Annotated in this window: 22 protein-coding genes; 10 read left to right on the forward strand and 12 right to left on the reverse strand. The window is 51.1% G+C overall.

Translation table 11 applies throughout. The features are described 5' to 3' along the window. Nucleotides 1–154: 154 nt before the first annotated feature. The 9 genes from ACMV8I_RS15135 to glnQ all read left to right on the forward strand — a co-directional run bounded on the left by ACMV8I_RS15135 (nucleotide 155) and on the right by glnQ (nucleotide 7,198). On the forward strand, nucleotides 155–715 hold the full coding sequence (locus tag ACMV8I_RS15135; RefSeq protein WP_498866040.1) for a fasciclin domain-containing protein: 561 nt from the start codon (nucleotides 155–157) through the stop codon (nucleotides 713–715). A 127-nt stretch (nucleotides 716–842) separates the two neighbouring features. Beyond that, on the forward strand, nucleotides 843–1,361 hold the full coding sequence (locus tag ACMV8I_RS15140; protein WP_498866132.1) for an RNA polymerase sigma factor: 519 nt from the start codon (nucleotides 843–845) through the stop codon (nucleotides 1,359–1,361). Continuing rightward, complete coding sequence (locus tag ACMV8I_RS15145; protein WP_498866041.1) at nucleotides 1,358–2,044, forward strand: anti-sigma factor; 687 nt, start codon at nucleotides 1,358–1,360, stop codon at nucleotides 2,042–2,044. Before ACMV8I_RS15140 ends, ACMV8I_RS15145 begins: the two co-directional genes overlap by 4 nt. Before the next feature lie 233 nt (nucleotides 2,045–2,277). Then, nucleotides 2,278–3,060: a trans-aconitate 2-methyltransferase gene (tam, locus tag ACMV8I_RS15150; protein ID WP_498866042.1), complete on the forward strand. Its 783-nt coding sequence runs from the start codon at nucleotides 2,278–2,280 to the stop codon at nucleotides 3,058–3,060. Between the two features lie 579 nt (nucleotides 3,061–3,639). Then, nucleotides 3,640–4,143: a DNA starvation/stationary phase protection protein Dps gene (dps, locus tag ACMV8I_RS15155; RefSeq protein WP_498866043.1), complete on the forward strand. Its 504-nt coding sequence runs from the start codon at nucleotides 3,640–3,642 to the stop codon at nucleotides 4,141–4,143. A 160-nt stretch (nucleotides 4,144–4,303) separates the two neighbouring features. Continuing rightward, nucleotides 4,304–4,570 carry a DksA/TraR family C4-type zinc finger protein gene (locus ACMV8I_RS15160; RefSeq protein ID WP_498866044.1) on the forward strand — a complete coding sequence of 89 codons (267 nt, stop codon included), beginning with the start codon at nucleotides 4,304–4,306 and terminating at the stop codon, nucleotides 4,568–4,570. Nucleotides 4,571–4,986: 416 nt separating this feature from the next. Continuing rightward, the gene (gene glnH, locus ACMV8I_RS15165) at nucleotides 4,987–5,730 is read left to right on the forward strand and encodes a glutamine ABC transporter substrate-binding protein GlnH (protein WP_498866045.1); all 744 of its coding nucleotides are present in this window, start codon (nucleotides 4,987–4,989) and stop codon (nucleotides 5,728–5,730) included. An 89-nt stretch (nucleotides 5,731–5,819) separates the two neighbouring features. Then, nucleotides 5,820–6,479 (forward strand): glutamine ABC transporter permease GlnP, encoded by a 660-nt coding sequence (gene glnP / locus ACMV8I_RS15170; protein WP_498866046.1) that lies wholly within the window; start codon nucleotides 5,820–5,822, stop codon nucleotides 6,477–6,479. Then, a complete protein-coding gene (gene glnQ / locus ACMV8I_RS15175) occupies nucleotides 6,476–7,198 on the forward strand; it encodes a glutamine ABC transporter ATP-binding protein GlnQ (protein ID WP_498866047.1) in 723 nt (240 codons plus the stop codon). The genes glnP and glnQ overlap by 4 nt, the downstream gene beginning before the upstream one ends. Before the next feature lie 786 nt (nucleotides 7,199–7,984). Here the strand turns inward: glnQ and ACMV8I_RS15180 are convergent. Further along, nucleotides 7,985–9,580 (reverse strand): ABC transporter substrate-binding protein, encoded by a 1,596-nt coding sequence (locus tag ACMV8I_RS15180; RefSeq protein ID WP_498866048.1) that lies wholly within the window; start codon nucleotides 9,578–9,580, stop codon nucleotides 7,985–7,987. Nucleotides 9,581–9,729: 149 nt separating this feature from the next. Here ACMV8I_RS15180 and pepT point away from each other — a divergent pair, with 149 nt between their 5' ends. Next, the gene (pepT, locus tag ACMV8I_RS15185; protein ID WP_498866049.1) at nucleotides 9,730–10,965 is read left to right on the forward strand and encodes a peptidase T; all 1,236 of its coding nucleotides are present in this window, start codon (nucleotides 9,730–9,732) and stop codon (nucleotides 10,963–10,965) included. Nucleotides 10,966–11,049: 84 nt separating this feature from the next. On the opposite strand, the gene hisP is transcribed toward pepT, so the two are convergent. From hisP to ACMV8I_RS15240, 11 genes are all read right to left on the reverse strand, one after another. Further along, the gene (gene hisP, locus ACMV8I_RS15190) at nucleotides 11,050–11,823 is read right to left on the reverse strand and encodes a histidine ABC transporter ATP-binding protein HisP (protein WP_498866050.1); all 774 of its coding nucleotides are present in this window, start codon (nucleotides 11,821–11,823) and stop codon (nucleotides 11,050–11,052) included. A 71-nt stretch (nucleotides 11,824–11,894) separates the two neighbouring features. Continuing rightward, nucleotides 11,895–12,608: an ABC transporter permease gene (locus tag ACMV8I_RS15195; RefSeq protein WP_498866051.1), complete on the reverse strand. Its 714-nt coding sequence runs from the start codon at nucleotides 12,606–12,608 to the stop codon at nucleotides 11,895–11,897. After that, nucleotides 12,605–13,291 carry a histidine ABC transporter permease HisQ gene (locus ACMV8I_RS15200; protein WP_498866052.1) on the reverse strand — a complete coding sequence of 229 codons (687 nt, stop codon included), beginning with the start codon at nucleotides 13,289–13,291 and terminating at the stop codon, nucleotides 12,605–12,607. Before ACMV8I_RS15200 ends, ACMV8I_RS15195 begins: the two co-directional genes overlap by 4 nt. A 136-nt stretch (nucleotides 13,292–13,427) precedes the next feature. After that, complete coding sequence (gene argT / locus ACMV8I_RS15205; RefSeq protein WP_498866053.1) at nucleotides 13,428–14,210, reverse strand: lysine/arginine/ornithine ABC transporter substrate-binding protein ArgT; 783 nt, start codon at nucleotides 14,208–14,210, stop codon at nucleotides 13,428–13,430. 338 nt (nucleotides 14,211–14,548) lie between these two features. Beyond that, nucleotides 14,549–15,121, reverse strand: coding sequence for a UbiX family flavin prenyltransferase (locus ACMV8I_RS15210; RefSeq protein WP_498866054.1), 573 nt, complete (start codon nucleotides 15,119–15,121; stop codon nucleotides 14,549–14,551). 197 nt (nucleotides 15,122–15,318) lie between these two features. Beyond that, nucleotides 15,319–16,836 (reverse strand): amidophosphoribosyltransferase, encoded by a 1,518-nt coding sequence (purF, locus tag ACMV8I_RS15215; RefSeq protein WP_498866055.1) that lies wholly within the window; start codon nucleotides 16,834–16,836, stop codon nucleotides 15,319–15,321. Between the two features lie 31 nt (nucleotides 16,837–16,867). Then, nucleotides 16,868–17,359 (reverse strand): colicin V production protein, encoded by a 492-nt coding sequence (gene cvpA / locus ACMV8I_RS15220; RefSeq protein ID WP_188474489.1) that lies wholly within the window; start codon nucleotides 17,357–17,359, stop codon nucleotides 16,868–16,870. A gap of 245 nt (nucleotides 17,360–17,604) precedes the next feature. Then, on the reverse strand, nucleotides 17,605–18,393 hold the full coding sequence (dedD, locus tag ACMV8I_RS15225; RefSeq protein WP_498866056.1) for a cell division protein DedD: 789 nt from the start codon (nucleotides 18,391–18,393) through the stop codon (nucleotides 17,605–17,607). Next, a complete protein-coding gene (gene folC, locus ACMV8I_RS15230; RefSeq protein WP_498866057.1) occupies nucleotides 18,386–19,657 on the reverse strand; it encodes a bifunctional tetrahydrofolate synthase/dihydrofolate synthase in 1,272 nt (423 codons plus the stop codon). The genes dedD and folC overlap by 8 nt, the downstream gene beginning before the upstream one ends. A gap of 173 nt (nucleotides 19,658–19,830) precedes the next feature. Then, a complete protein-coding gene (accD, locus tag ACMV8I_RS15235; protein WP_498866058.1) occupies nucleotides 19,831–20,748 on the reverse strand; it encodes an acetyl-CoA carboxylase, carboxyltransferase subunit beta in 918 nt (305 codons plus the stop codon). Nucleotides 20,749–21,023: 275 nt separating this feature from the next. Then, the gene (locus ACMV8I_RS15240; RefSeq protein WP_498866059.1) at nucleotides 21,024–21,692 is read right to left on the reverse strand and encodes a DedA family protein; all 669 of its coding nucleotides are present in this window, start codon (nucleotides 21,690–21,692) and stop codon (nucleotides 21,024–21,026) included. Nucleotides 21,693–21,750: the final 58 nt, after the last annotated feature.

Consider the following 21,750-nt stretch of genomic DNA (forward strand, 5'->3'; position numbering starts at 1 on the left):
TTGCGTGGTTTTTTATTGATTATAATCAATAAGTTAATAATAATTTAATTTTAATTCGAAAATATCTGCTTTTTCCTGCATCCAAAACCGCATGTTGAATCGTATGTACTGATGTGAGGCAAGACCTTACCCATTCAATAAAAAGGATCACATCATGAAAACGCTTATCCGTACCGCAATCTGTGCTTCAATTCTGTTCAGCAGCGCGTCAATGGCCGCAATGATGTCCGACACCACCATGGTCGGCGGAGCTGCAATGTTACCGTCCAAAAATATTGTCGAAAATGCGGTCAATTCCAAAGACCACACTACCCTGGTTGCCGCAGTGAAGGCCGCAGGTCTGGTCGATACCCTGCAGAGCAAAGGGCCGTTTACCGTCTTCGCTCCCACTGATGCTGCTTTCGGCAAGCTACCGGCAGGTACTGTGGCTAATCTGGTGAAACCTGAAAATAAAACTGCGCTGACTAACATCCTGACCTACCACGTGGTAGCAGGAAAATATGAGATGAAAGATCTGCAAAAGCTGATCAAACAGGGTGCCGGTAAAGCTGAGTTGAAAACCGTCAATGGCCAGGCACTGTGGCTGATTGGCAATGGCCCGCACAATATCCAGTTGAAAGATGCCAAAGGCGATGTTGCCAATATCAGCACCTATGATGTGCAACAGAAGAACGGTGTGATCGACGTCATCGACACAGTGCTGATGCCTAAATAAAACCGTCTATACTGGGAGCAGTGCCAACGCAGGCACTGCTCACTTTAGGTTTCAGGACTGGCGAATGCATGACAATCTGGTAGTGAAATCTGCGCCGGACGAGGCACAGGATGTTTTACGCGATTTGATGAGCTGCATGGCATGCGGCGACCGTCAGGCATTTGAAAAACTATACCGCCTGACGTCACCGCGCCTATTTGCCGTAGCGCTTCGAATGTTGCGACGTCATGCCTGGGCAGAAGAAGTGTTGCACGATAGCTTCATCACCGCCTGGAACCGGGCGAGCTCATATAATCCGTCGCTCAGTTCACCGATGACGTGGCTGACACACATTGTCCGTAACCGTTCGATTGACTGGATGCGCGGCAGTGACAATCAGCTGGCAGAACTCGACGAAAGTATGCAAGAGAGCCTGTCGGTTAACAGCGATGAACCACTGCGCCAGCTGCAACAAGATAATGATGCCAAAGTGCTGGCTGACTGTCTGGGGCATTTACCGGCAGAGCAGCGGCAAAGTTTGGTGCTGGCATATTATCAGGGGCTATCGCACGGCGAAGTCTCAGACCATTTACAACAACCTCTTGGCACGATCAAAAGTTGGATCCGTCGCGCCCTGGAGCACTTAAAGAGCTGCGTGGGCCTATGAAAAACAGACGGGAATACCATGCCGCTCTGTCCGCGGAATATGCGCTCGGAACCTTACGCGGCGCAGCCAGACGGCAGTTCGAGCAAAGCATGCAGAGTGATCCTGAGCTGCTGGCCGAGGTCGCCCGTTGGCAGGAAGCTTTTACCCAGCTTGACAACACTCTGACCCCGGTGACCCCACCCGCGTCGGTGTGGAAAAGAATTCAGTTACAGCTCGGCCCGGTACCTGAACGCCCTGAGGCCATGCCTGCGGCGAACACGCCGTGGCGCGGCTATCTCGGCTGGGCGCTGGCTGCCGGACTGGCGGCGCTGCTGCTGGTACCGCGTCTGCTGGTTCAGCCGACTGCCATTACCCCGGTCGCAATACTGGCGAACAATGGCACAGTGGATGATGCCGGACAGTGGGTGGTGAGTGTCGACCAGCGCAGCAGCACCCTGATGCTGACTCCGCTGCATACCCATGAAATCGCGAAGGATCACAGTCTTGAATTGTGGACAATCCCGGCAGGCGGCAAGCCGCGCTCGCTCGGGTTGTTAAGTGATGCGTCGCCAACGCAATTGACGCTGGCGGCAAGGATGCCTGACCCTGGTTCAACGCTGGCCATCAGCCTTGAACCGCAGGGTGGTTCCCCAACAGGACAACCGACCGGCGCTGTCTTGTACAGCGGCGCGATTGCACTTTAATCATTAACCTTTTGACGATCAATGTAATAGAATTTCACGACTTTTACCGGGGCAGTGTTGATAACCTGCTGCCCCGTTTTTTTGCCCTTGTGGCACCTCTTTCCCCTTGCTCATATCAATATCGCCTGAACACAAATTCGCCAGCAGCCTGAACTCAGTCTAGGATTTAGGAACATGGATCGCTGCACTCTGCGCGCAGGGATTTATCTCAGGTACTGCTGTAAGGACATGCAATGAAAGACTGGAATCCGGATCTTTATCGTCAGTTCGAAACCGAGCGCACACGTCCTGCGGCAGAGTTATTAGCTCGCGCAATGCACACGAATGCCAAATTTATCACCGATCTGGGCTGCGGCCCCGGTAACAGTACCGAGCTGCTGCATCACGCTTACCCGGATGCACTGCTCACGGGCATCGACTCTTCGCAAGCTATGCTGGAGCAGGCCCGTGACCGTCTGCCTTCCTGCCGCTTTGAGCTGGCGGACATCCGCGAGTGGCAACCACAGCAGCAGCAGGACATCATTTACGCCAACGCCTCGCTGCAGTGGGTAACCGGCCATCAACAACTGCTACCGCACCTGATGGGACAGCTGGCAACGGAGGGGATCCTCGCTATACAGATGCCGGATAACCTTGACCAGCCTTCGCACCAGTTGATGCATCGAGTCGCGGAGAGCGACATCTGGAAAGCACAGATTGGCAATATAGAGAATTCGCGCAAACCACTTTTGAGCGCCGGGCAGTACTACGACCTGCTGGCCAGTCATGGTGCACGGGTGGATATTTGGCGCACCACCTATTATCACGTCATGCCATCGGCTAAAGCGATTGTCGACTGGCTGAGCGCTACCGGTTTACGACCGTTTCTTGCACCGCTTGATGGTGACCAACAGGACGTTTTCCTCGCCCAATACCGGCAAGAGCTTGAGCAGGTTTACCTGCCACGCGCCGACCGTAGCGTGATGCTGGCCTTCCCTCGCCTGTTTATGATCGCCCGTAAAAACGCCCGTCATTAATATGACGGGATATAAATATTTAGACACTCAAAGAAATATCATGAATTATTAACCTCAGGTTATTACATTGAAAATGGCATTACACTCCCCGAACAGCAAGCATCTTGAAATAACAAAGTTTAAAAATAACGCTAAAAATATCTACTACTGAAAAATGTAATTTCCCATGAGAATATAAATCATTATTTTTAACAGTGAATACCAGGAAAAAGTGATAAATAAAAATACTTAAAAAACAATAAAATAACACGAAAATTCATCTCAAAGGTTGAAATCAACCACGATGAGATCCACTGTATTTAGTACACAGAATGACTGCCTAACTAACATCACTGGTGAATATGTTGAAACCCTATTTTAATGAGGGAACAATAGCCCTTCACAAACATTAAAGAGTTATTAGGTTTCATCTATCTCACCGATAGCCGAGAATTTCAGGCAGAGTGGGTAAAAGTTGCTATACTTATTCCAGTCTTGTTTACCTACAGATTGTTAATAAAAATGATCGAGTAATAGAGTGGCAACATATAATGACATAGGGTTGTGCACTCACCACTACTCACTGAAGAGGATATCAATATGAGCACCGCTAAACTGGTAAAAACGAAATCTTCTGAGCTTATCTATACCCGTAATGACGTAGAAGAAAGCGTCAAGCTCGATACCATTAAAGTTTTAAACCGCCTGGTAGCACAATATATTGATCTGTCGCTGATCACCAAGCAGGCCCACTGGAACATGCGTGGCGTGAACTTCATCGGTGTACATGAAATGCTGGACGGGTTCCGTACGGCGATCACCGATCATCAGGACACAATGGCAGAACGTATCGTACAGTTAGGTGGCATCGCGCTGGGTACTGTGCAGATCGTCAATGACCAGACCCCGCTGAAAAGCTACCCGACTAACATTCATACCGTGCAGGAACATCTGAAAGCGCTGGCTGAACGTTATGCCGTGACCGCCAACGAAACCCGTAAAGCGATCACTACAGTTGAAGATGAAGATACCGCAGACATCCTGACCGCTGCATCACGCGACCTGGATAAATTCCTGTGGTTTATTGAGTCAAATATCGAATAATTGCGATACCGTCGTGCGGGGCAGACATAAGCTTTTCAGGCCCTGGAGCTGTTTTGCCGGTATACGGCAATTACGCGGGTTGGCGACGTAGAGTTGCCAACCCGTTTTGCATTGGATATCGATAAATAATCATTTCATTATTTCCCATGCAGGAGGATTTATGGCTAGCGGATGGGCGCAAGATGGCGCCGTTCAGGATCAGATTGATTCCACAGTAGAAGATGCCGTTCAGCGCGCACGACAGGCGCTTGGACACGGAGAAAGTGCCGAGTTCTGTCATGAATGCGCAGACGCGATCCCTGAGGCAAGACGCAAGGCGCTTCCGGGCGTGCAGTACTGTATTACCTGTCAGACGGCACTCGATAAAAAGCAACAAGCCAGCGCTGGCTATAACCGTCGTGGAAGTAAAGACAGCCAGCTGCGCTGATCTTTCTGCAATATCTGCAAATGACTATTGGCTTGCACCAAAATAGCTCACTCTTCCCCTCATATCCGCAGTGTTCACCGGATGTACATCGCAGCCATGCTTCATTTTTAAGCGTATATTTCAGAGCTTTCATGCAAAAGTTAGAGTAAGGCTGCAATAACGAAACGCGATTGTTAATTAACGATTGTTTAAAACACGACATTTGGTTAATGATAAAGCGTTGCACCATAACGAGCCATGCCACGTTGTCACTGCGCACCATCGTAGTGCGCAGTGGATTATTTTCTTGACTGACTCGGTTCAGCAAAAACATAGATTATTGAAATATAACAAAATTGATAAGTGGCACGTTTATTGCATAGAATTAACCGCAGCACTTATATCGTTCCCATAATATGTACAAAGGAAATTAACTGATGAAGTCACTGTTGAAAGTTTCCCTGGCCGCACTGACGCTGGCCTTTGCCGTTAGCTCCCATGCCGCAGAAAAAAAATTAATCGTAGCTACCGACACTGCGTTTGTACCTTTTGAATTTAAGCAAGGCGATAAATACGTCGGTTTTGATATCGATTTATGGGACGCCGTTGCTAAAGAGATGAAAGTCTCTTATGAACTGAAACCAATGGACTTCGGCGGCATCATTCCTGCCCTGCAAACCCATAACATCGACCTGGCTCTGGCTGGTATCACGATTACCCCAGAACGTAAAAAAGCCATCGACTTCTCTGACGGCTACTACAACAGCGGTCTGATGATCATGGTTAAAAAAGACAACGACACCATCAAAAGCGTTGCCGATCTGGCAGGCAAAACGGTGGCAGTGAAAAGCGGTACCAGCTCGGTTGACTACATGAAAGCTAATGTGAAAACCAAAGATCTGCGTCAGTTCCCGAATATCGACAGCGCCTATATGGAATTGAGCACCGGCCGTGCTGACGCAGTGATGCACGATACACCAAACATTCACTACTTCATCAAAACTGCCGGTAACGGTCAGTTCAAAGCGGTTGGCGACTCTCTGGCGGGTCAACAATACGGTATCGCCTTCCCGCAAGGCAGTGCATTACGTGAAAAAGCCAATGCTGCGCTGAAAACCATCAAAGAAAACGGCACCTACGCCAAGATTTATAAAAAATGGTTCGACACTGAACCTAAATAAAATCTATCGAACCTGATGTTGTAGCCGTTGTTAAATTAATGCCTGCCAGCAAAAAATGCTGAGCAGGTTGCTTTACCAGGAGAGAATACATGCAGTTTGACTGGAGCGTTATTTGGCCCGCTCTGCCTATCCTGCTCGAAGGCGCCAAACTGACCTTGTGGATTTCAGTCCTCGGTCTGGTCGGCGGCCTGATTATCGGTGTGATTGCGGGTTTTGCCCGCGCGTTTGGCGGCTGGTTGACCAGCAACATTGCACTGGTATTTATTGAGCTTATTCGCGGTACACCGATTGTCGTACAGGTGATGTTTATCTACTTCGCCCTGCCGATGATGGTCAGTGGTTTACGCATTGATCCCTTCACCGCTGCGGTGGTGACTATTATCATTAACTCCGGCGCTTATATCGCAGAAATTACTCGCGGTGCCGTTTTGTCGATTCATAACGGTTTCCGTGAAGCCGGTCTGGCGCTGGGTCTGTCGCGCCGCGCCACGCTACGTTACATCATTATGCCTTTAGCGCTGCGCCGCATGCTTCCGCCGCTGGGTAACCAATGGATTGTCAGCATCAAAGATACTTCGCTGTTTATTGTCATCGGTGTGGCGGAACTCACCCGTCAGGGCCAGGAGATCATTGCCGGTAACTTCCGCGCAATGGAGATCTGGAGTGCGGTTGCCGTTATTTATCTGATCATCACGCTGGCTCTGAGCTTTGTTCTGCGCCGCCTCGAACGCAAACTGAAAATCATATGATTGAATTCAAGAACGTCTCAAAACACTTTGGTAAAACCCAGGTGCTCCACGACATCGATCTGAATATTTCTCAGGGTGAAGTGGTAGTGATCATCGGGCCATCCGGCTCGGGTAAATCCACCTTGCTGCGCTGCATCAACAAACTGGAAGAGATCACTTCCGGCGATCTGATTGTTGATGGCCTAAAGGTGAATGACCCAAGAGTGGACGAACGTCTGATCCGTCAGGAAGCGGGCATGGTATTCCAGCAGTTTTATCTTTTCCCGCACATAACCGCACTGGAAAACGTGGCCTTCGGCCCGATCCGCGTCCGTGGCGCATCAAAAGATGAAGCCAATAAACTGGCGAAAGAGCTGCTGGCTAAAGTGGGCCTGTCTGAACGTGCGCATCACTATCCGTCGGAACTTTCCGGTGGGCAACAGCAACGCGTAGCCATTGCCCGTGCGCTAGCGGTGAAACCGAAGCTGATGCTGTTTGATGAGCCTACGTCTGCACTTGACCCGGAACTGCGTCACGAAGTGTTGACCGTCATGAAGCAGTTGGCTGACGAAGGGATGACGATGGTTATCGTGACCCACGAAGTCGGCTTTGCTGAGAAAGTGGCTTCGCGTTTGATCTTCATCGACAAAGGCCGTATCGCCGAAGATGGCCCACCGGCAGAACTGATTGCTAACCCGCCAAGCGAACGCCTGCGCGAGTTCCTGCAACACGTTTCTTAAGCCGTGAGCGTCGGCAACCCGCTTTTAACTCTTTAAGTTCAAGGTCGTGGGCTCGCCGCCCACACTGGCTGGTTTCGGATTGCACCCCGAACTCGCTTTTTTAAGACCTTGGGCTGCCGCCCAAACCCGCGTTAAGGCCCGCAGTCGCTCGGGCCTTAACAATCCGAGCTTTTTTAACTCCGCGCTATCGCTGAATCGGGATGGCCGTGTTTCAGGTATTTCCGTTATAGCCGCAAACTCCGCCGCTGCGCGGTACTCTCTGTTCGGGTTACAACCCGCGCGAAAAGATGCGCGGTTTTCCACCGCTCCCTCGACGTCGTTTTGAACGCGGCCCACACATTTTAAAAAAATCAAAACAGATCTTTTTTGGATTTGGATTTGGATTTGGATTTGGATTTTAAACAAGCTTCGGCCGTATTCAAAATGTCACCGGCAAGTCGGTGGAGAGACAACCTCTTTATCGTTGGCTCGAACCCGCAGCCGGGAAGCCCGAAGGGCTGACATTTTACGGCTATAACATCAGTGACTGAAACACGGCCATTGTGACCTGCGCAGCTGCTGTTTTTAAAAGAGCCGGAGATTTTTAAGAGGCGCGGCGATAGGCGCCTCTTAAAGCCAGTTTGGGTGGCAACCCAAGGTTTTGACGTTGAATTTAAAAGCGAACTGAGTCGCAGCTCAAACTCACCCGGTGTGGGCCGACGCCCACGACCTTGAATTTGAATTTAAAAGGTAGGTTTGGGCAGCAGCCCATAATTTTGAAGCGGCCCAAGGGCCGCCCTCCCTTCATCACTCCTTAATATCTGTCTGATAGAAAATATGCTTCCCGAACGGGTCTATCTCATAACCCGTCACTTCTTTGCGTACTGGCTCGAAAATTGTCGAGTGGGCGATGAAGACCGCAGGTGCCTGGTCGTGCATCATCTGTTGAGCTTCTTCGTACAACGCTACGCGTTTGCCATGATCGGTAGTTTCTTTAGCTTCGGTGATTAACTTGTCAAACGGCGGATAACACCATTTGGCCGAGTTAGAACCACCTTTAGCTGCGTTACAGGTAAAGAGCGGGCCGAAGAAGTTATCCGGGTCACCGTTGGCAGTAGTCCAGCCCATCAAGGCCGCCATATGCTCTCCATTACGCACACGGGTCTGGTACTCGCCCCACTCAAAGCTGACAATCTTGGCCTTAACACCAATTTTCGCCCAGTCAGATTGGATCATCTCCGCCATGCGGCGGGCGTTCGGGTTATATGGCCGTTGAACCGGCATCGCCCACAGATCGATTTCAAAACCGTCCGGTATGCCGGCTTCAGCCAGCAAGGCTTTGGCTTTTTCCGGTGAATAGTCGTAATCCTTCACCTTGTCGTTATAACCCCAGACCCCGGTTGGCAACAGCGTTTTAGCCGCCGTACCGGTACCGCGGAATACCGCTTCGATAATTTGCGGTTTGTTGATCGCCATACTCAGCGCCTGACGCACTTTGACGTTATCCAGCGGTGGTTTTTGCGTATTGAAGGAGAGGAAACCGGTATTCAGGCCAGCCTTGCTCATCAGGTTAATGTCTTTGTTAGCGCGCATGCGGTCGAGATCGGCCGGGTTCGGGAACGGCATAACCTGACACTCATTCTTCTCAAGTTTGGCAAGACGCATCGAGGCATCCGGCGTAATGGTGTACACCAGACGGTCTATTTTCGATTTACCCTGCCAGTATTGCGGGAAAGCTTTGAATAGCAGACGCGTGTCTTTCTGGTACTGCAACAGTTCGAACGGTCCGGTACCGATCGGGTTCATGTCGACTTTCTCTGGTGTACCGGCTTTCAGCATCTGATCGGCATATTCTGCCGAGAGGATAGAGGCAAAATACCAGGCCAGATCGGCAACAAACGGCGCTTCCGGACGGGTCAGATTAAAGCGCACCGTGTTGTCATCGACTTTGTCGATACTGCCGATCAAATCGCCCATTTTCAGGCTGTCAAAGTTGAGATATGTGCCGCCCGATACCTTGTGGTACGGATTACTTTCATCTTTCTGACGCATAAAGGAGAAAATGACATCGTCAGCGTTGAAGTCACGGGTGGGAGTGAACAGTTTGCTGCTCTGGAATTTCACCCCCTTACGCAGATGGAAAGTATAGGTTTTACCATCCGGGCTGACCTCCCAGCTTTCAGCCAGGCTTGGCACCAGTTCGGTGGTACCGGTTTTGAAATCGACCAGACGGTTATAAATTGGGGCGGCGCTTGCATCGACAGACGTGCCAGAAGTATAAAGCTGCGGGTTGAATTGTTCCGGCGAGCCTTCAGAACAGTACACCAGCGTCTTGGCGGAAACGCCGCCCACCATTGCCAGTGCCATCAATCCGGTGCTTATTTTTAATATTTTCTGTTTCATCGTTTTCCCTATCAGAAGTGATTAAAAGCCTTAAAGATCCTGCTAATGATTTTGGTGCAAAAAGCAAAAACAGATTAACATTCATGCAACGTTTTGTAATACTCGGTTATATATGAAAGTCTTATAGGTGTGCAAACTTAGAGGTAAAGATGTCGACAACACTCGCAAAACAACTTTCCGAACGTTTCTTCCGCTACCTTGCCGTCACCACGCAAAGTGATGCCAGCGTCGCCACGCTGCCAAGCACAGCAGGCCAGCACACACTGGCGAAACTGCTGGCTGATGAGCTGAAAACGCTGGGTCTGCAAAACATTCAGATTGATGAACACGCCACCGTGACCGCAGTGAAACCGGGCACCAAGCTGGGCGGCCCACGCATTGGTTTTATCACCCATATTGATACCGTTGATGTAGGCCTCAGCCCGGATATTCATCCACAAACGCTGACCTTTACTGGCGACGACGTTTGCCTGAACAAAGAGAAAGACATCTGGCTGCGCCCGTCTGAACGCCCTGAAATTTTGCCTTACAAGGGTGAAGACATTATTTTCAGTGACGGCACCAGCGTGCTCGGGGCTGACAATAAAGCGGCCGTGACGGTAGTGATGACGATGTTGGAAAACCTACGCGCCGACCAACAGTACGGCGACATCGTGGTGGCGTTCGTGCCAGATGAAGAGATTGGCCTTCGCGGCGCCAAAGCGCTGGATCTGAAACGTTTTGACGTCGATTTCGCCTACACCATCGACTGCTGCGAGCTGGGCGAAGTGGTGTATGAGAACTTCAACGCAGCAGCGGCGACAATCACCTTTACCGGCGTGACCGCACACCCTATGTCGGCCAAAGGCGTGTTAGTCAATCCAATGCTGATGGCACATGACTTTATGAGCCAGTTTGATCGCGCAGAAACGCCGGAAAACACCGAGGGTCGCGAAGGCTACGTCTGGTTTAATGGCATGAACGCCAACCAACAAGGTGCGGAGCTGAATGCTTCCATCCGCGATTTTGACAGCGCCAGCTTCGCTGCGCGCAAACAGAAAATTGAAGACGTTGCCCAACAGATCGCTGCCAAATATCCGACGGCAAAAATCTCGGTTGAGATAAGCGACACCTACAGCAATATCAGCAGCGCTATTGGCGAAGATAAACGCGCCATCGAGCTTATTTTTGCCGGGCTAAAAGAGATTGGCATTGAGCCAAAAGTGATCCCGATGCGCGGTGGCACCGACGGCGCAGCGCTCTCAGCCAAAGGCCTGCTGACACCGAACTACTTTACCGGCGCTCATAACTTCCACTCGAAGTATGAATTCCTGCCGGTCAGTTCTTTTGTGAAATCCTACGAACTGACCGTTCAGCTCTGTCTGCTGGCCGCCAAAGACGAATGATTCCCAGCCCCTTCCCCTGGCAGGGGAAAGGGCTGGTCGAACGGTGATTTAGCGCTTCCCCTGCGAAGGGGTGGAAGTTATTCATTATTTCAGAGCACCCGACAGGAACTGCTGCAGGCGGGTACTTTTTGGATTGCTGAAGACTTCCGCCGGATCCCCTTCCTCTTCGATCAGACCTTTATGCAGGAAAATCACATGATTTGAGACATGGCGGGCGAACTCCATTTCGTGAGTCACCACCACCATCGTTTTCCCCTCTTCTGCCAGCTTCTGCATAATACGCAGGACTTCGCCTACCAGTTCTGGGTCCAGCGCAGAGGTCGGTTCGTCAAACAACAACACCTCAGGTTCCATCGCCAGCGCACGGGCAATAGAGACACGCTGCTGCTGCCCACCGGAAAGATTTACCGGATATTTTCCCTGTGCACGCGCATCGATACCCACTTTATTCAAATACTTCACCGCACGCTCACGCGCTTCTGCCTTGCTCAGCCCCAGCACCTGCACCGGTGCTTCCATCACGTTTTCCAGCACCGTCATGTGGCTCCACAGGTTGAAATGCTGAAATACCATGGTCAGCTTGGTACGCAATAATTGCAGCTGCTTTTTGTCGAACACTCTCAGTTGGCCGTCGGTGTCGCGCACCATCCGGATGTCCTGATTATTGACGCTGATAGAGCCTTCACTCGGTTTTTCGAGGAAGTTGATGCAGCGCAAAAACGTACTTTTCCCCGATCCCGATGATCCAATGATACTGATCACATCACCGGCATTGGCAGAGAGCGACACGCCCTTGAGGACTTCATGATCTCCGTAGCGTTTGTGCAGATCGAGAACCGCTAATTTATTTTCTGCCATGATGTTTTATCCAAAAGTTATTACTCAAATCCTTCAAGCTGCATCAAGGCAGCAGGAAGGATAACGCTAATTCAGTGGGCTTGAGGCTTAACGTGCCTCAGCCAGCGTTTCTCCGCCAGGCGGAACAGACTAATTAAGACAAATGAGATACACAGATAAATCACCGCAGCGATACCAAAAGCGTAGAACGGCTGATAGGTGGCCGAATTGATGTCGCGGGCGATTTTCAGCACGTCAGGCACTGTGGCGGTGAACGCCAGCGCCGTGGAGTGCAGCATCAGGATCACCTCATTGCTGTAAGCCGGTAACGCCGTGCGCAATGCCGAAGGCAAAATAATGCAGGTATAGAGTTTGAAGCGCGAGAAACCATAAGCATTCGCCGCTTCAATCTCACCGTGCGGCACCGCGCGGATCGCGCCGGCGAAAATCTCAGTGGTGTAGGCGCAGGTATTTAGCGTCAGCGCGAGAATGGTACAGTTCAGGCCGCTGCGGAAAAAGGCATTGAGAAAATCGGTGCCACGCACGATCTCCAGACTGTACATGCCGGAGTAGAAGACCAGTAGCTGCACATAGAGCGGCGTGCCGCGAAACACATAGGTATAAAGCCAGATAGGTAAGCGGATGAATTTGTTCGACGACACGCGGCCTACAGCCATCGGTATCGCCAGCAAACCGCCGATGACGACAGAGCTGATTAACAGCCACAGCGTGACGGCCAGGCCGGTAAAACGGTAACCGTCACTGTAGAGTAGCGACTTGCCGTATTGTTGCAGGATTTCAATCATAGCTCAGCCCTCTTCACGCCCAGCGAATAACGGCGTTCGAGCCATAACAGTACTCCGTTGGAAACCGTCGTAAACACCAGATAAATCACGCCCGCCACGATGGCGAAATAAAATGGCTGATAGGTGCCTTTACCGGCCAGTACCGTGGCCTTCACCACATCATTCAGGCCAAGCAGTGACACCAATGCGGTGGCTTTGAGAATCACCTGCCAATTGTTGCCAATGCCAGGTAGCGCAAAGCGCATCATGGCCGGGAATAAAATTCGCCGGAAGATTTGTGTGCTGGAGAAACCAAATGCCGTAGCAGCTTCGATTTGCCCGCGGGGAACGGCCATAAAAGCGCCACGGAAGGTTTCGGTGAAATACGCACCGTAGATAAAACCCAGCGTAATGATACCGGCACCGAGCGGATCAATATCAATCTGCGCCATACCTAATGATTCTGTCACGCTGTTCAGGAAGATCTGCAGACCGTAGAAAATCAACAACATCAGAACTAAATCTGGCACACCGCGAATTAGCGTCGTGTAACAACCAAAAAATCCTGAGATAAGACGGCTTTTGGAGAGTTTTCCACCCGCACCGATTAAGCCAATAATGACTGCCAGCACAACGGATGAGATGGCCAGTTCCAGTGTGACCAATGTGCCCTGGATAATGACGCCGGAATACCCATATAGCATGCTTTTTTCCTGTCTTTGACCGACATCTGTCGCAGGTTATTGTTATGCAGACAATGTTACACCGACAAATAGTGCAAATAATTGGCTGGTTACGGCCTGCCAGACAGCAGGCCGTAGAGCGCTATTGCTGAGGTGATCAGTCGCCGTAAACGTTAAAGTTGAAGTACTTCTTCGCCAGCTTATCGTAAGTACCGTCTTTACGTATTTCGGCAAATGCCTTGTTCAATGCAGCTTTCAAATCACCATCGTCTTTACGCAAGCCCATACCGGTGCCCACACCAAAGAATTTATCGTCTTTTACTGCCGGACCTGCAAAGACATAGCCTTTACCTGGAGCCTGTTTCAGGAAGCCTTCGCTGCCTGCCACTTCATCCTGGAAAGCCACGTCAAGACGACCGGAGGCCAAATCTGCATAAATCAGATCCTGGTTCTGGTAAGCCACCACGTTAATACCTTTTGGCTGCCACAAGGCGTTAGCATAGGCTTCCTGAGTGGAGCCTTGCAGGACACCCACGCTTTTACCTTTCAGCGCCTCCAGCGTTGGCACAATCTTGGTGCCTTTCGGTGCGATCAGACGCGCGTTAGCCGCATAGAGTTTGTCAGTGAAATCAATTTCCTGCTGACGTTTTTCGGTGATGGACAGGGAAGAGATGATGGCATCTATTTTCTTGGCTTTCAGCGACGGAATAAGCGCATCAAAGTCACTTTCCACGAAAGTACATTTAATCTCAGCACGTTTGCACATTTCGTTGGCTAAATCGATATCAAAACCGACCAGTTTACCGCTAGAGTCTTTTGACTCAAAAGGAGCGTATGTCGGATCGGTGCCGATCTTAATGTCTTTAGGGACAGCAGCAAAGGCGCTGCTAACGCTGGCTAACGCCAATACCAGCGGAAGAACCTTGAACAACTTTTTCATACATTACCCTCAGTCATTAATCGTTTGTTGTGGTTGGTCATTTCTGTTGTGTTAGAACATCTTTTTATTATTGGTCATGCCGGTGCAGCTAACGGGAACTGTGTTCCCCTCTGTTTGACTATGCAGTTTTCATGCCGATTATCCTCCAGTCAGGTTAACTGGCCACCATCAGGCCGATGCGATTAAAATTGCAGCAAGATAACGTCGGGATTCAACAGGATGAATAGCGCACAACCACAGAGTGCTACAGAAATGCACCAAAATGAAACAGGCAATGTTTTAATTTGGTGCAATGTTATCAATTTGTACAAAAGGTGGGCTTAAATGGGGAAATACGTCTAGCGTCCGCCCTGCCATCGAACAAATAGATCTTCCGGCAGCTCGATATCAAACTGGTCAATCACCCGGTTTACGGTCTGATTGATAATATCATCGACGCTAACTGGACGATGATAAAACGCAGGAACCGGCGGCATGATCACCGCACCGAGCTCGGCAGCCTGCGTCATAAGACGCAAATGGCCCAGATGCAACGGCGTTTCACGCACGCAAAGCACCAGACGTCGGCTCTCTTTGAGCACCACGTCGGCGGCGCGGGTCAGCAGACCGTCGGTATAGCTGTTCACAATGCAGGAGAGAGTTTTAATCGAGCAAGGTAAAACCACCATCCCAGTCGTTTTAAAGGAGCCGGAGGAAATGCTGGCGGCGATATCGCGGGAATCATGCACGACGTCGGCCAGTTGCTGAACATCACGCAGCGACAGGTCGGTTTCCAGCGTCAATGTCTGGCGGGCAGCGTTGCTCATCACTAAATGGGTTTCGACATCGGCAACGCTTTGCAGAACCTCGAGTAACCGGACGCCAAAAATCGCGCCGCTCGCGCCGGAAATGCCGACAATAAGTCGTTTCATGAAAACTGCCTCTGAAGAATTGCACCGGAAACGGTGCACTGACTAACCAAAAAGTTATTTTGATGACTTTGCCGCAATGTCCGGGGATAAGCAAGTCCGCCCGGCAGAGGGTTCACAAGGAATTTCACCCACAAAAAAGGCGCGCCCGCCAGGTGAGTTCACCGGACGGCACGCGCCGCGAAAAGCGTGCTTAAAAATCAGCCTTCGTTGTGCATTTCCAGATTCTCGGCTTCCTGCTGGCCGCGTAACGCCTGAGCGTCATCGTTGCGCAGAGATTCAAGATACTCGAGGTAATTCTGGTCAACGTCTTTGGTGACATAGACGCCATCGAATACTGAACACTCAAAATGCTCAATATCAGTGTTGTCTTCTTTCACTGCGGCGATCAGATCACTGAGATCCTGGAAAATCAGTGCATCAGCGCCAATCATCTGCCTGATTTCGCTGACTTCGCGACCATGAGCAATCAGTTCGTTGGCGCTTGGCATGTCGATACCATAAACGTTCGGGAAACGAATTTCCGGTGCCGCTGACGCCAGATAAACGCGTTTTGCGCCGGCTTCACGCGCCATCTCAACGATTTGCTGAGAAGTCGTGCCACGCACGATAGAGTCATCCACCAGCAGGACGTTTTTATCACGGAACTCGGCACGGTTGGCGTTCAGCTTGCGACGTACCGACTTACGACGTTCCACCTGACCCGGCATGATAAAAGTCCGGCCCACGTATCGGTTCTTCACAAAGCCCTGACGATAAGGCTTGTCGAGGATCCGGGCGATTTCCAGTGCGATATCACAGGAGGTTTCCGGGATCGGAATTACCACGTCGATGTCCAGATCTTCCCATTCACGGGCAATTTTAGCCCCCAATTTCTGCCCCATGCGCACACGGGCGCTGTAGACGGAAATTTTATCGATGAAAGAATCAGGACGCGCGAAATAAACATACTCGAACAGGCACGGATTGTACTGAGGGTTTTCAGCACACAAGCGAGTAAACAACTGGCCTTTTTCGGTGATATACACCGCTTCACCCGGCGCAACATCACGCAGGAACTCAAAGCCAAGCGTGTCCAGTGCGACGCTTTCTGACGCCACCATGTACTCGTTACGACCATCTTCCAGCGTACGCTTACCGATAACCAGCGGGCGGATACCGTGCGGATCACGGAACGCCAACATGCCATGACCGATGATCATCGCCACACAGGCATAGGCGCCGCGGATTTTCAGGTTCATGGCAGCCACGGCGGCGAACACGTTGTCAGCTTCCAATGGATAGTGCTGAAAACGGTCAAGCTCACTGGCAAGAATGTTAAGCAGAATTTCGGAGTCAGAAGTGGTGTTCACGTGGCGGCGTTGGCCTTCGAACAGGTTACTTCTCAAGTCGTGGGCGTTGGTCAGATTACCGTTATGGGCAAGGGTAATGCCGAACGGAGAGTTGACGTAAAAAGGTTGAGCTTCAGAAGCGCTGGAACTGCCAGCCGTTGGGTAACGAACATGGCCAATGCCCATGTTGCCCTGCAAGCGTAGCATATGCCGTGCTTCGAACACATCTCTCACCAGGCCATTGGCTTTCCGTAAACGGAAATTATTATTGGCGTCAATGGTGACGATGCCTGCGGCATCCTGCCCACGGTGTTGTAACACCGTTAACGCGTCATAAATCGACTGGTTTACCGGCGTGAAACCGGCGATACCGACAATACCGCACATGTTGTCTTTTCCTCATCAGCGCTGCCAAAAACTAGAGATGTTTTGGCAAGAAACTCGACGTGCTCTGCAGGTAGTCAAAGAACCACCTGATGATATAACTGAACTGCGGGATCAACTGAGACTGTTTCCAGTCCTCACTTTGTGAAAAACCGGTAAAGGTATCCAGGAAGAACAACATCGCGGAGACAATCAATACGCCGCGTAGTGCGCCGAAGCACACCCCCAACACTCTGTCAGTGCCGGACAACCCGGTTCGCTCAACCAGAGAGCTAATCACATAGTTGACAATTGCACCTACGATCAACGTCGCGATGAACAAGATGGCAATTGCGATCCCATTTCGAACCAATTCATCTTCGAAACGTGTGAAATAGATGGCAAGGTACGGGTAGTAATGACTGGCAACAAAGAAGGCGCAAGCCCAGGTTACCAGTGATAAGGCCTCTCGAACAAAACCCCGGACCAGGCTAACTAAAGCAGAAAACCCAATAACCGCAATAATGACGTAATCAATCCAGACCATTAACTATTCCAGTGTGTAATGTAGCCACGTCCGCCTCTGGCACCCATTTCGCGGCGAATTCTAACAGAAAAAGAAAACGTTTGCGTAGCGGAAATCTGCCGGTCGAACAAATTAATAAGCGCGATGAAAAAAACCTCAATCACCGCAGAAACCTAGAAGATCCTCAATTAACGATCTTATAGAAAAAGGGCACAAAACGCGTGCCCTTTTCTCTGTTTTAACCACCATATTCTACTACAGTCCGGCTATTTACCCGCGTTGTAACTGCGCACTTGCCCACTCAGTCCACTGATCTTATTCAATTGCGGCAGTGACGATTCCAGCTTCTGTTTCGACGCATCAGGACCGACGAAGATGCGGGTAATTTTCCCCTGCACTGGCGTACTCGGTACCGTGTAGGCACGGAACCCGGACAAACGCAGACTGGCGACAATCTCATTAGCTTTCGACGCATTATTCAGCGCACCGAGCTGAACTACATAAGACTGCCCGGCGGGCGCTTTCTCTTCCACCTGCGGTTTGTTCTCAACTTTTGGCGGCTCAACGGCTTTCGGTTGCTCAGTCACTTTGGGCTGTTCAATCGGCTTAGGATGAACCGGCTTCGGTTTTTCTACTGGCTTGGCTTCCACCATTGGCTTGGGCTCAATGACCTTCGGTTTGGTCGGTGCCGGGCGCGCTGGCTGCACCTGTTTTGGTGGCTCAGTATTTTGAGTAACAGGGGATACCGGCGTTAGGGGCTGCGCATCGGTGTCATCTGGCAGTTCCTGACCCGAATTTGCCGGTTGAGTGACCGTATTTCCCTTACCATGCACCGCTTCCACGGCCCCTTCCGGCGGCTGGGCAGGCAACGACTGCGATACCGACGGCACCACGTCCTGCTCTTGCGTGTCCCCCGGTTTCGGCACTAACGGAATCGATGCAAACTCATCCTCATAGTGCTTTTTCTTCCCGTCAAGCAAACCCGGCAAAATGATCACGCCAAGCGCGACCAGAATGATGGTCCCGACCAGACGATTTTGAAACTTACTAGCCACTGGTTTTCCCCGCGTCTAAAGCAGCCATCACGTGCGCTACGGTATGAAATGATCCGCAGACAATCACAATATCCTGACTATCAGCATCCTGCATCGCCTGTTGCCAGGCACTAACGACGTCCGTGAACTGATGCGCTTGCTTCAGATGCACGGCCAGTTCTTCTACGCTGGCACCGCGCGGACCTTCCAGCGGTGCGCAGTACCATTCATCAATTTGTTGTTCCAGACAGGCCAGCGTACCGGCAATGTCCTTATCATGCAGCATTCCCACAACGGCGCGTACTTTCCCCCCGTTGCGCGGCAGCTCACTCAGCCGCCCGGCCAAATAAGTCGCGGCATGTGGATTGTGGGCAACGTCGAGGATCAGCCGTGGCGACTCACTCAGGATCTGGAAACGTCCCGGCAATTGGGCCTGTTGCAAACCACTGCGAATAGCTGCCCCGGAAATATCCAGCGTGGAATAGTGCAAAGCCGCCAGTGCTGTAGCGGCATTCGGCAATGGCACATTAGGCACCGGTAAATCATCCAGCGTCTCCCCGCCGGCTACTTCCCAGCACCAGCGGTCACTCATGACCTCATAACGCCAGCTTTCACCCACGCGGTACAAATCAGCGCCTTTTTCAGCGGCCACGTCGGCAATCGACTGCGGCATATCCGGCTCACCGACAATCGCCGGTGCATTGCCACGAAATACTCCGGCTTTTTCACGTCCGATGCTTTCACGGTCAGATCCAAGCCAGTCGGTATGGTCGAGCGCAATACTGGTCACCACCGCAACGTTGGCATCGACAATATTGGTGGCATCAAGCCGCCCGCCGAGGCCGACTTCGAGGATCACCACGTCGAGTTTGGCGTCTTTAAATAAGCGCAGGGCCGATAATGTACTGTACTCAAAATAGGTCAGAGAGATATCTCCGCGTCCGGCTTCAAGCGTAGCAAAAGATTGGCAATGTGCTTCTTCCGGCAATTCTTCACCCTGAATACGTACGCGCTCGGTGTAACGCACCAGATGCGGCGAACTGTAAACCCCGACGCGTAACCCGGCGGCGATAAGAATCGCTTCCAGCGTGCGGCAGGTGGTGCCTTTACCATTAGTACCGGCGACGGTGAAAACAAAAGGTGCCGGTTGCAACAGATCCAGTTTGCTGGCGACGGCTTTGACGCGATCGAGACCGAGCTCTATCGCCTGAGAATGGAGGTGTTCGAGATAATAAAGCCACGCGGCCAAAGGCGACGTGGCTTGGGGAATAAGTTGATTCTGCATGAGTCTCGTCCAACCTGTATTAGGTTCACTCAGACACGACATTACCTAACGCCGACAGCAGGCAATGCCCCTTTGTCAGATGCGACAAACAGGATAAAAGCACGGTCTGCTGACGGGAGCGCATGGGATACCCACGCGCACCGTTATGACTGACCGGCTTTTACCTTGGTCAATCAGGCATCCTGATGATTATCAGCAGCGTTGCTGCTGATGGCTGCCTGAACTTCGGCCACTTTAGGTTCAGGTTGACCGGTTAGCTTGGCCAGGACGCTACCCAGTTTTGGACGTAAATCGGGACGACGGACAATCATGTCGATCGCGCCCTTTTGAATCAGGAACTCACTGCGCTGGAAGCCTGGCGGCAGTTTTTCACGAACGGTTTGTTCGATAACGCGTGGACCGGCAAAACCGATCAGCGCTTTCGGCTCAGCGACATTAATGTCACCCAGCATGGCCAAACTGGCCGAAACACCGCCCATGGTCGGGTCAGTCATCACAGAAATGTACGGCAGGCCGCGTTCTTGTAATTTAGCCAACGCCGCACTGGTTTTAGCCATTTGCATAAGCGACATCAGCGCCTCCTGCATACGGGCACCGCCGCTGGCCGAGAAACAGACCAGCGGGCAGTTATCTTCCATCGCCTGTTCTACGGCACGGACGAAACGCGCCCCGACGACGGACGCCATTGAACCGCCCATAAAGGCAAATTCAAATGCTGCAACCACGATAGGCATGCCGTAAAGCGTGCCTTTCATGACTACCATGGCATCTTTTTCGTCGGTTTCTTTCTGTGCTGCAACCAGACGATCTTTATATTTTTTGGAATCTCTAAACTTCAGAATATCTTTAGGCTCAAGCTCGCTGCCTAATTCAACCTCGCTGCCTTCATCCATAAAGGTGAAGAGGCGCATCCGTGCAGACATGCGCATGTGATGGTCGCACTTCGGGCAAACCATGAGATTGCGTTCCAGTTCGGCACGGTAAAGTACCTGACCGCAGCTGTCACATTTAGTCCAGACACCCTCAGGAATGCTTGCCTTACGGGTTTGCGAGACGTTGCTCTTATTAAGAATTCGTTCAATCCAGCTCATCGATGACCTTTCTGTTTGAACCCGGCCGAAGCCAGTCCGCTGTTCATGCTGTAACAAGTCCCCTGAAACCTACCCAAAACGTCCGCCCGCCCTGATACACAAAGGCATAACAGACGCGACACGGAAGGGTTGTTCGCAGGAACAGACCATAAATGTCGCTCATTAAACCATAACAGTACGGCGCTGTGGATAAAAAACTGGTCCACGTACTTGGTTTAATACCTTTAATGGTAGCGCTGATGCACTATAAAACGTCCTTCTTTGCCGGCATCACACTAGCCCTGCTGACGCTTTTCCTTCGCCGCTGCACGCTTGTGCCGCCAAATCTCAACCACAGGTGGAAGAATAGAAAGGACGATAATCGCCACGATCAACAATTTCAGATTGTTCTGCACAATCGGCACGTTACCAAAAAGGTAACCAGCATAAGTAAATAGCAGCACCCAAACCAGCGCACCAATCACGTTATAGGCCGCAAAGTGGCGGTATGACATATGCCCCATGCCGGCAACGAAAGGCGCAAACGTACGCACTATCGGCACGAAGCGCGCCAGAATAATCGTTTTGCCGCCATGTTTCTCGTAAAATTTGTGCGTTTGATCCAAATAACTGCGACGAAAAATCCTGGAATTCGGATTTCTGAATAAACGTTCGCCAAACAAGCGGCCGATGGTGTAGTTCAGCGCGTCACCCACAATAGCCGCAACGGCCATCAGACACACCATCAAATGCACATTCAGATCATTACCCGGCAGTGCGGCGAGTGCGCCGGCGACAAACAACAGGGAGTCACCCGGCAGGAACGGTGTCACCACTAACCCGGTTTCGCAAAACAGAATCAAGAACAGAATGGCATAAACCCAAACACCGTATTGGGCCACCAACTCAGCCAGATGCACATCGATATGGAGCACGAAATCAATGATAAAGTGAATGAAGTCCATCGAGTTAATCACCTTTTTAAACGCCCAAATGCGCAGAGTTAAGTAACATGTCAGAACA

It is taken from the genome of Ewingella sp. S1.OA.A_B6 (assembly GCF_049889095.1).
In the GTDB taxonomy this organism is placed as follows: domain Bacteria; phylum Pseudomonadota; class Gammaproteobacteria; order Enterobacterales; family Enterobacteriaceae; genus Ewingella.

Bases quoted from the DNA above. Each gene is read 5' to 3' on its own strand.
- glnH (WP_498866045.1), top strand. From the start codon at position 4,987: ATGAAGTCACTGTTGAAAGTTTCCCTGGCCGCACTGACGCTGGCCTTT.
- ACMV8I_RS15240 (WP_498866059.1), bottom strand. From the start codon at position 21,692: ATGGACTTCATTCACTTTATCATTGATTTCGTGCTCCATATCGATGTG.
- cvpA (WP_188474489.1), bottom strand. From the start codon at position 17,359: ATGGTCTGGATTGATTACGTCATTATTGCGGTTATTGGGTTTTCTGCT.
- ACMV8I_RS15145 (WP_498866041.1), top strand. From the start codon at position 1,358: ATGAAAAACAGACGGGAATACCATGCCGCTCTGTCCGCGGAATATGCG.
- ACMV8I_RS15140 (WP_498866132.1), top strand. From the start codon at position 843: ATGAGCTGCATGGCATGCGGCGACCGTCAGGCATTTGAAAAACTATAC.
- ACMV8I_RS15135 (WP_498866040.1), top strand. From the start codon at position 155: ATGAAAACGCTTATCCGTACCGCAATCTGTGCTTCAATTCTGTTCAGC.
- pepT (WP_498866049.1), top strand. From the start codon at position 9,730: ATGTCGACAACACTCGCAAAACAACTTTCCGAACGTTTCTTCCGCTAC.
- accD (WP_498866058.1), bottom strand. From the start codon at position 20,748: ATGAGCTGGATTGAACGAATTCTTAATAAGAGCAACGTCTCGCAAACC.
- ACMV8I_RS15200 (WP_498866052.1), bottom strand. From the start codon at position 13,291: ATGCTATATGGGTATTCCGGCGTCATTATCCAGGGCACATTGGTCACA.
- folC (WP_498866057.1), bottom strand. From the start codon at position 19,657: ATGCAGAATCAACTTATTCCCCAAGCCACGTCGCCTTTGGCCGCGTGG.
- ACMV8I_RS15160 (WP_498866044.1), top strand. From the start codon at position 4,304: ATGGCTAGCGGATGGGCGCAAGATGGCGCCGTTCAGGATCAGATTGAT.
- ACMV8I_RS15195 (WP_498866051.1), bottom strand. From the start codon at position 12,608: ATGATTGAAATCCTGCAACAATACGGCAAGTCGCTACTCTACAGTGAC.
- dps (WP_498866043.1), top strand. From the start codon at position 3,640: ATGAGCACCGCTAAACTGGTAAAAACGAAATCTTCTGAGCTTATCTAT.
- purF (WP_498866055.1), bottom strand. From the start codon at position 16,836: ATGTGCGGTATTGTCGGTATCGCCGGTTTCACGCCGGTAAACCAGTCG.
- ACMV8I_RS15210 (WP_498866054.1), bottom strand. From the start codon at position 15,121: ATGAAACGACTTATTGTCGGCATTTCCGGCGCGAGCGGCGCGATTTTT.
- hisP (WP_498866050.1), bottom strand. From the start codon at position 11,823: ATGGCAGAAAATAAATTAGCGGTTCTCGATCTGCACAAACGCTACGGA.
- glnP (WP_498866046.1), top strand. From the start codon at position 5,820: ATGCAGTTTGACTGGAGCGTTATTTGGCCCGCTCTGCCTATCCTGCTC.
- glnQ (WP_498866047.1), top strand. From the start codon at position 6,476: ATGATTGAATTCAAGAACGTCTCAAAACACTTTGGTAAAACCCAGGTG.
- ACMV8I_RS15180 (WP_498866048.1), bottom strand. From the start codon at position 9,580: ATGAAACAGAAAATATTAAAAATAAGCACCGGATTGATGGCACTGGCA.
- argT (WP_498866053.1), bottom strand. From the start codon at position 14,210: ATGAAAAAGTTGTTCAAGGTTCTTCCGCTGGTATTGGCGTTAGCCAGC.
- tam (WP_498866042.1), top strand. From the start codon at position 2,278: ATGAAAGACTGGAATCCGGATCTTTATCGTCAGTTCGAAACCGAGCGC.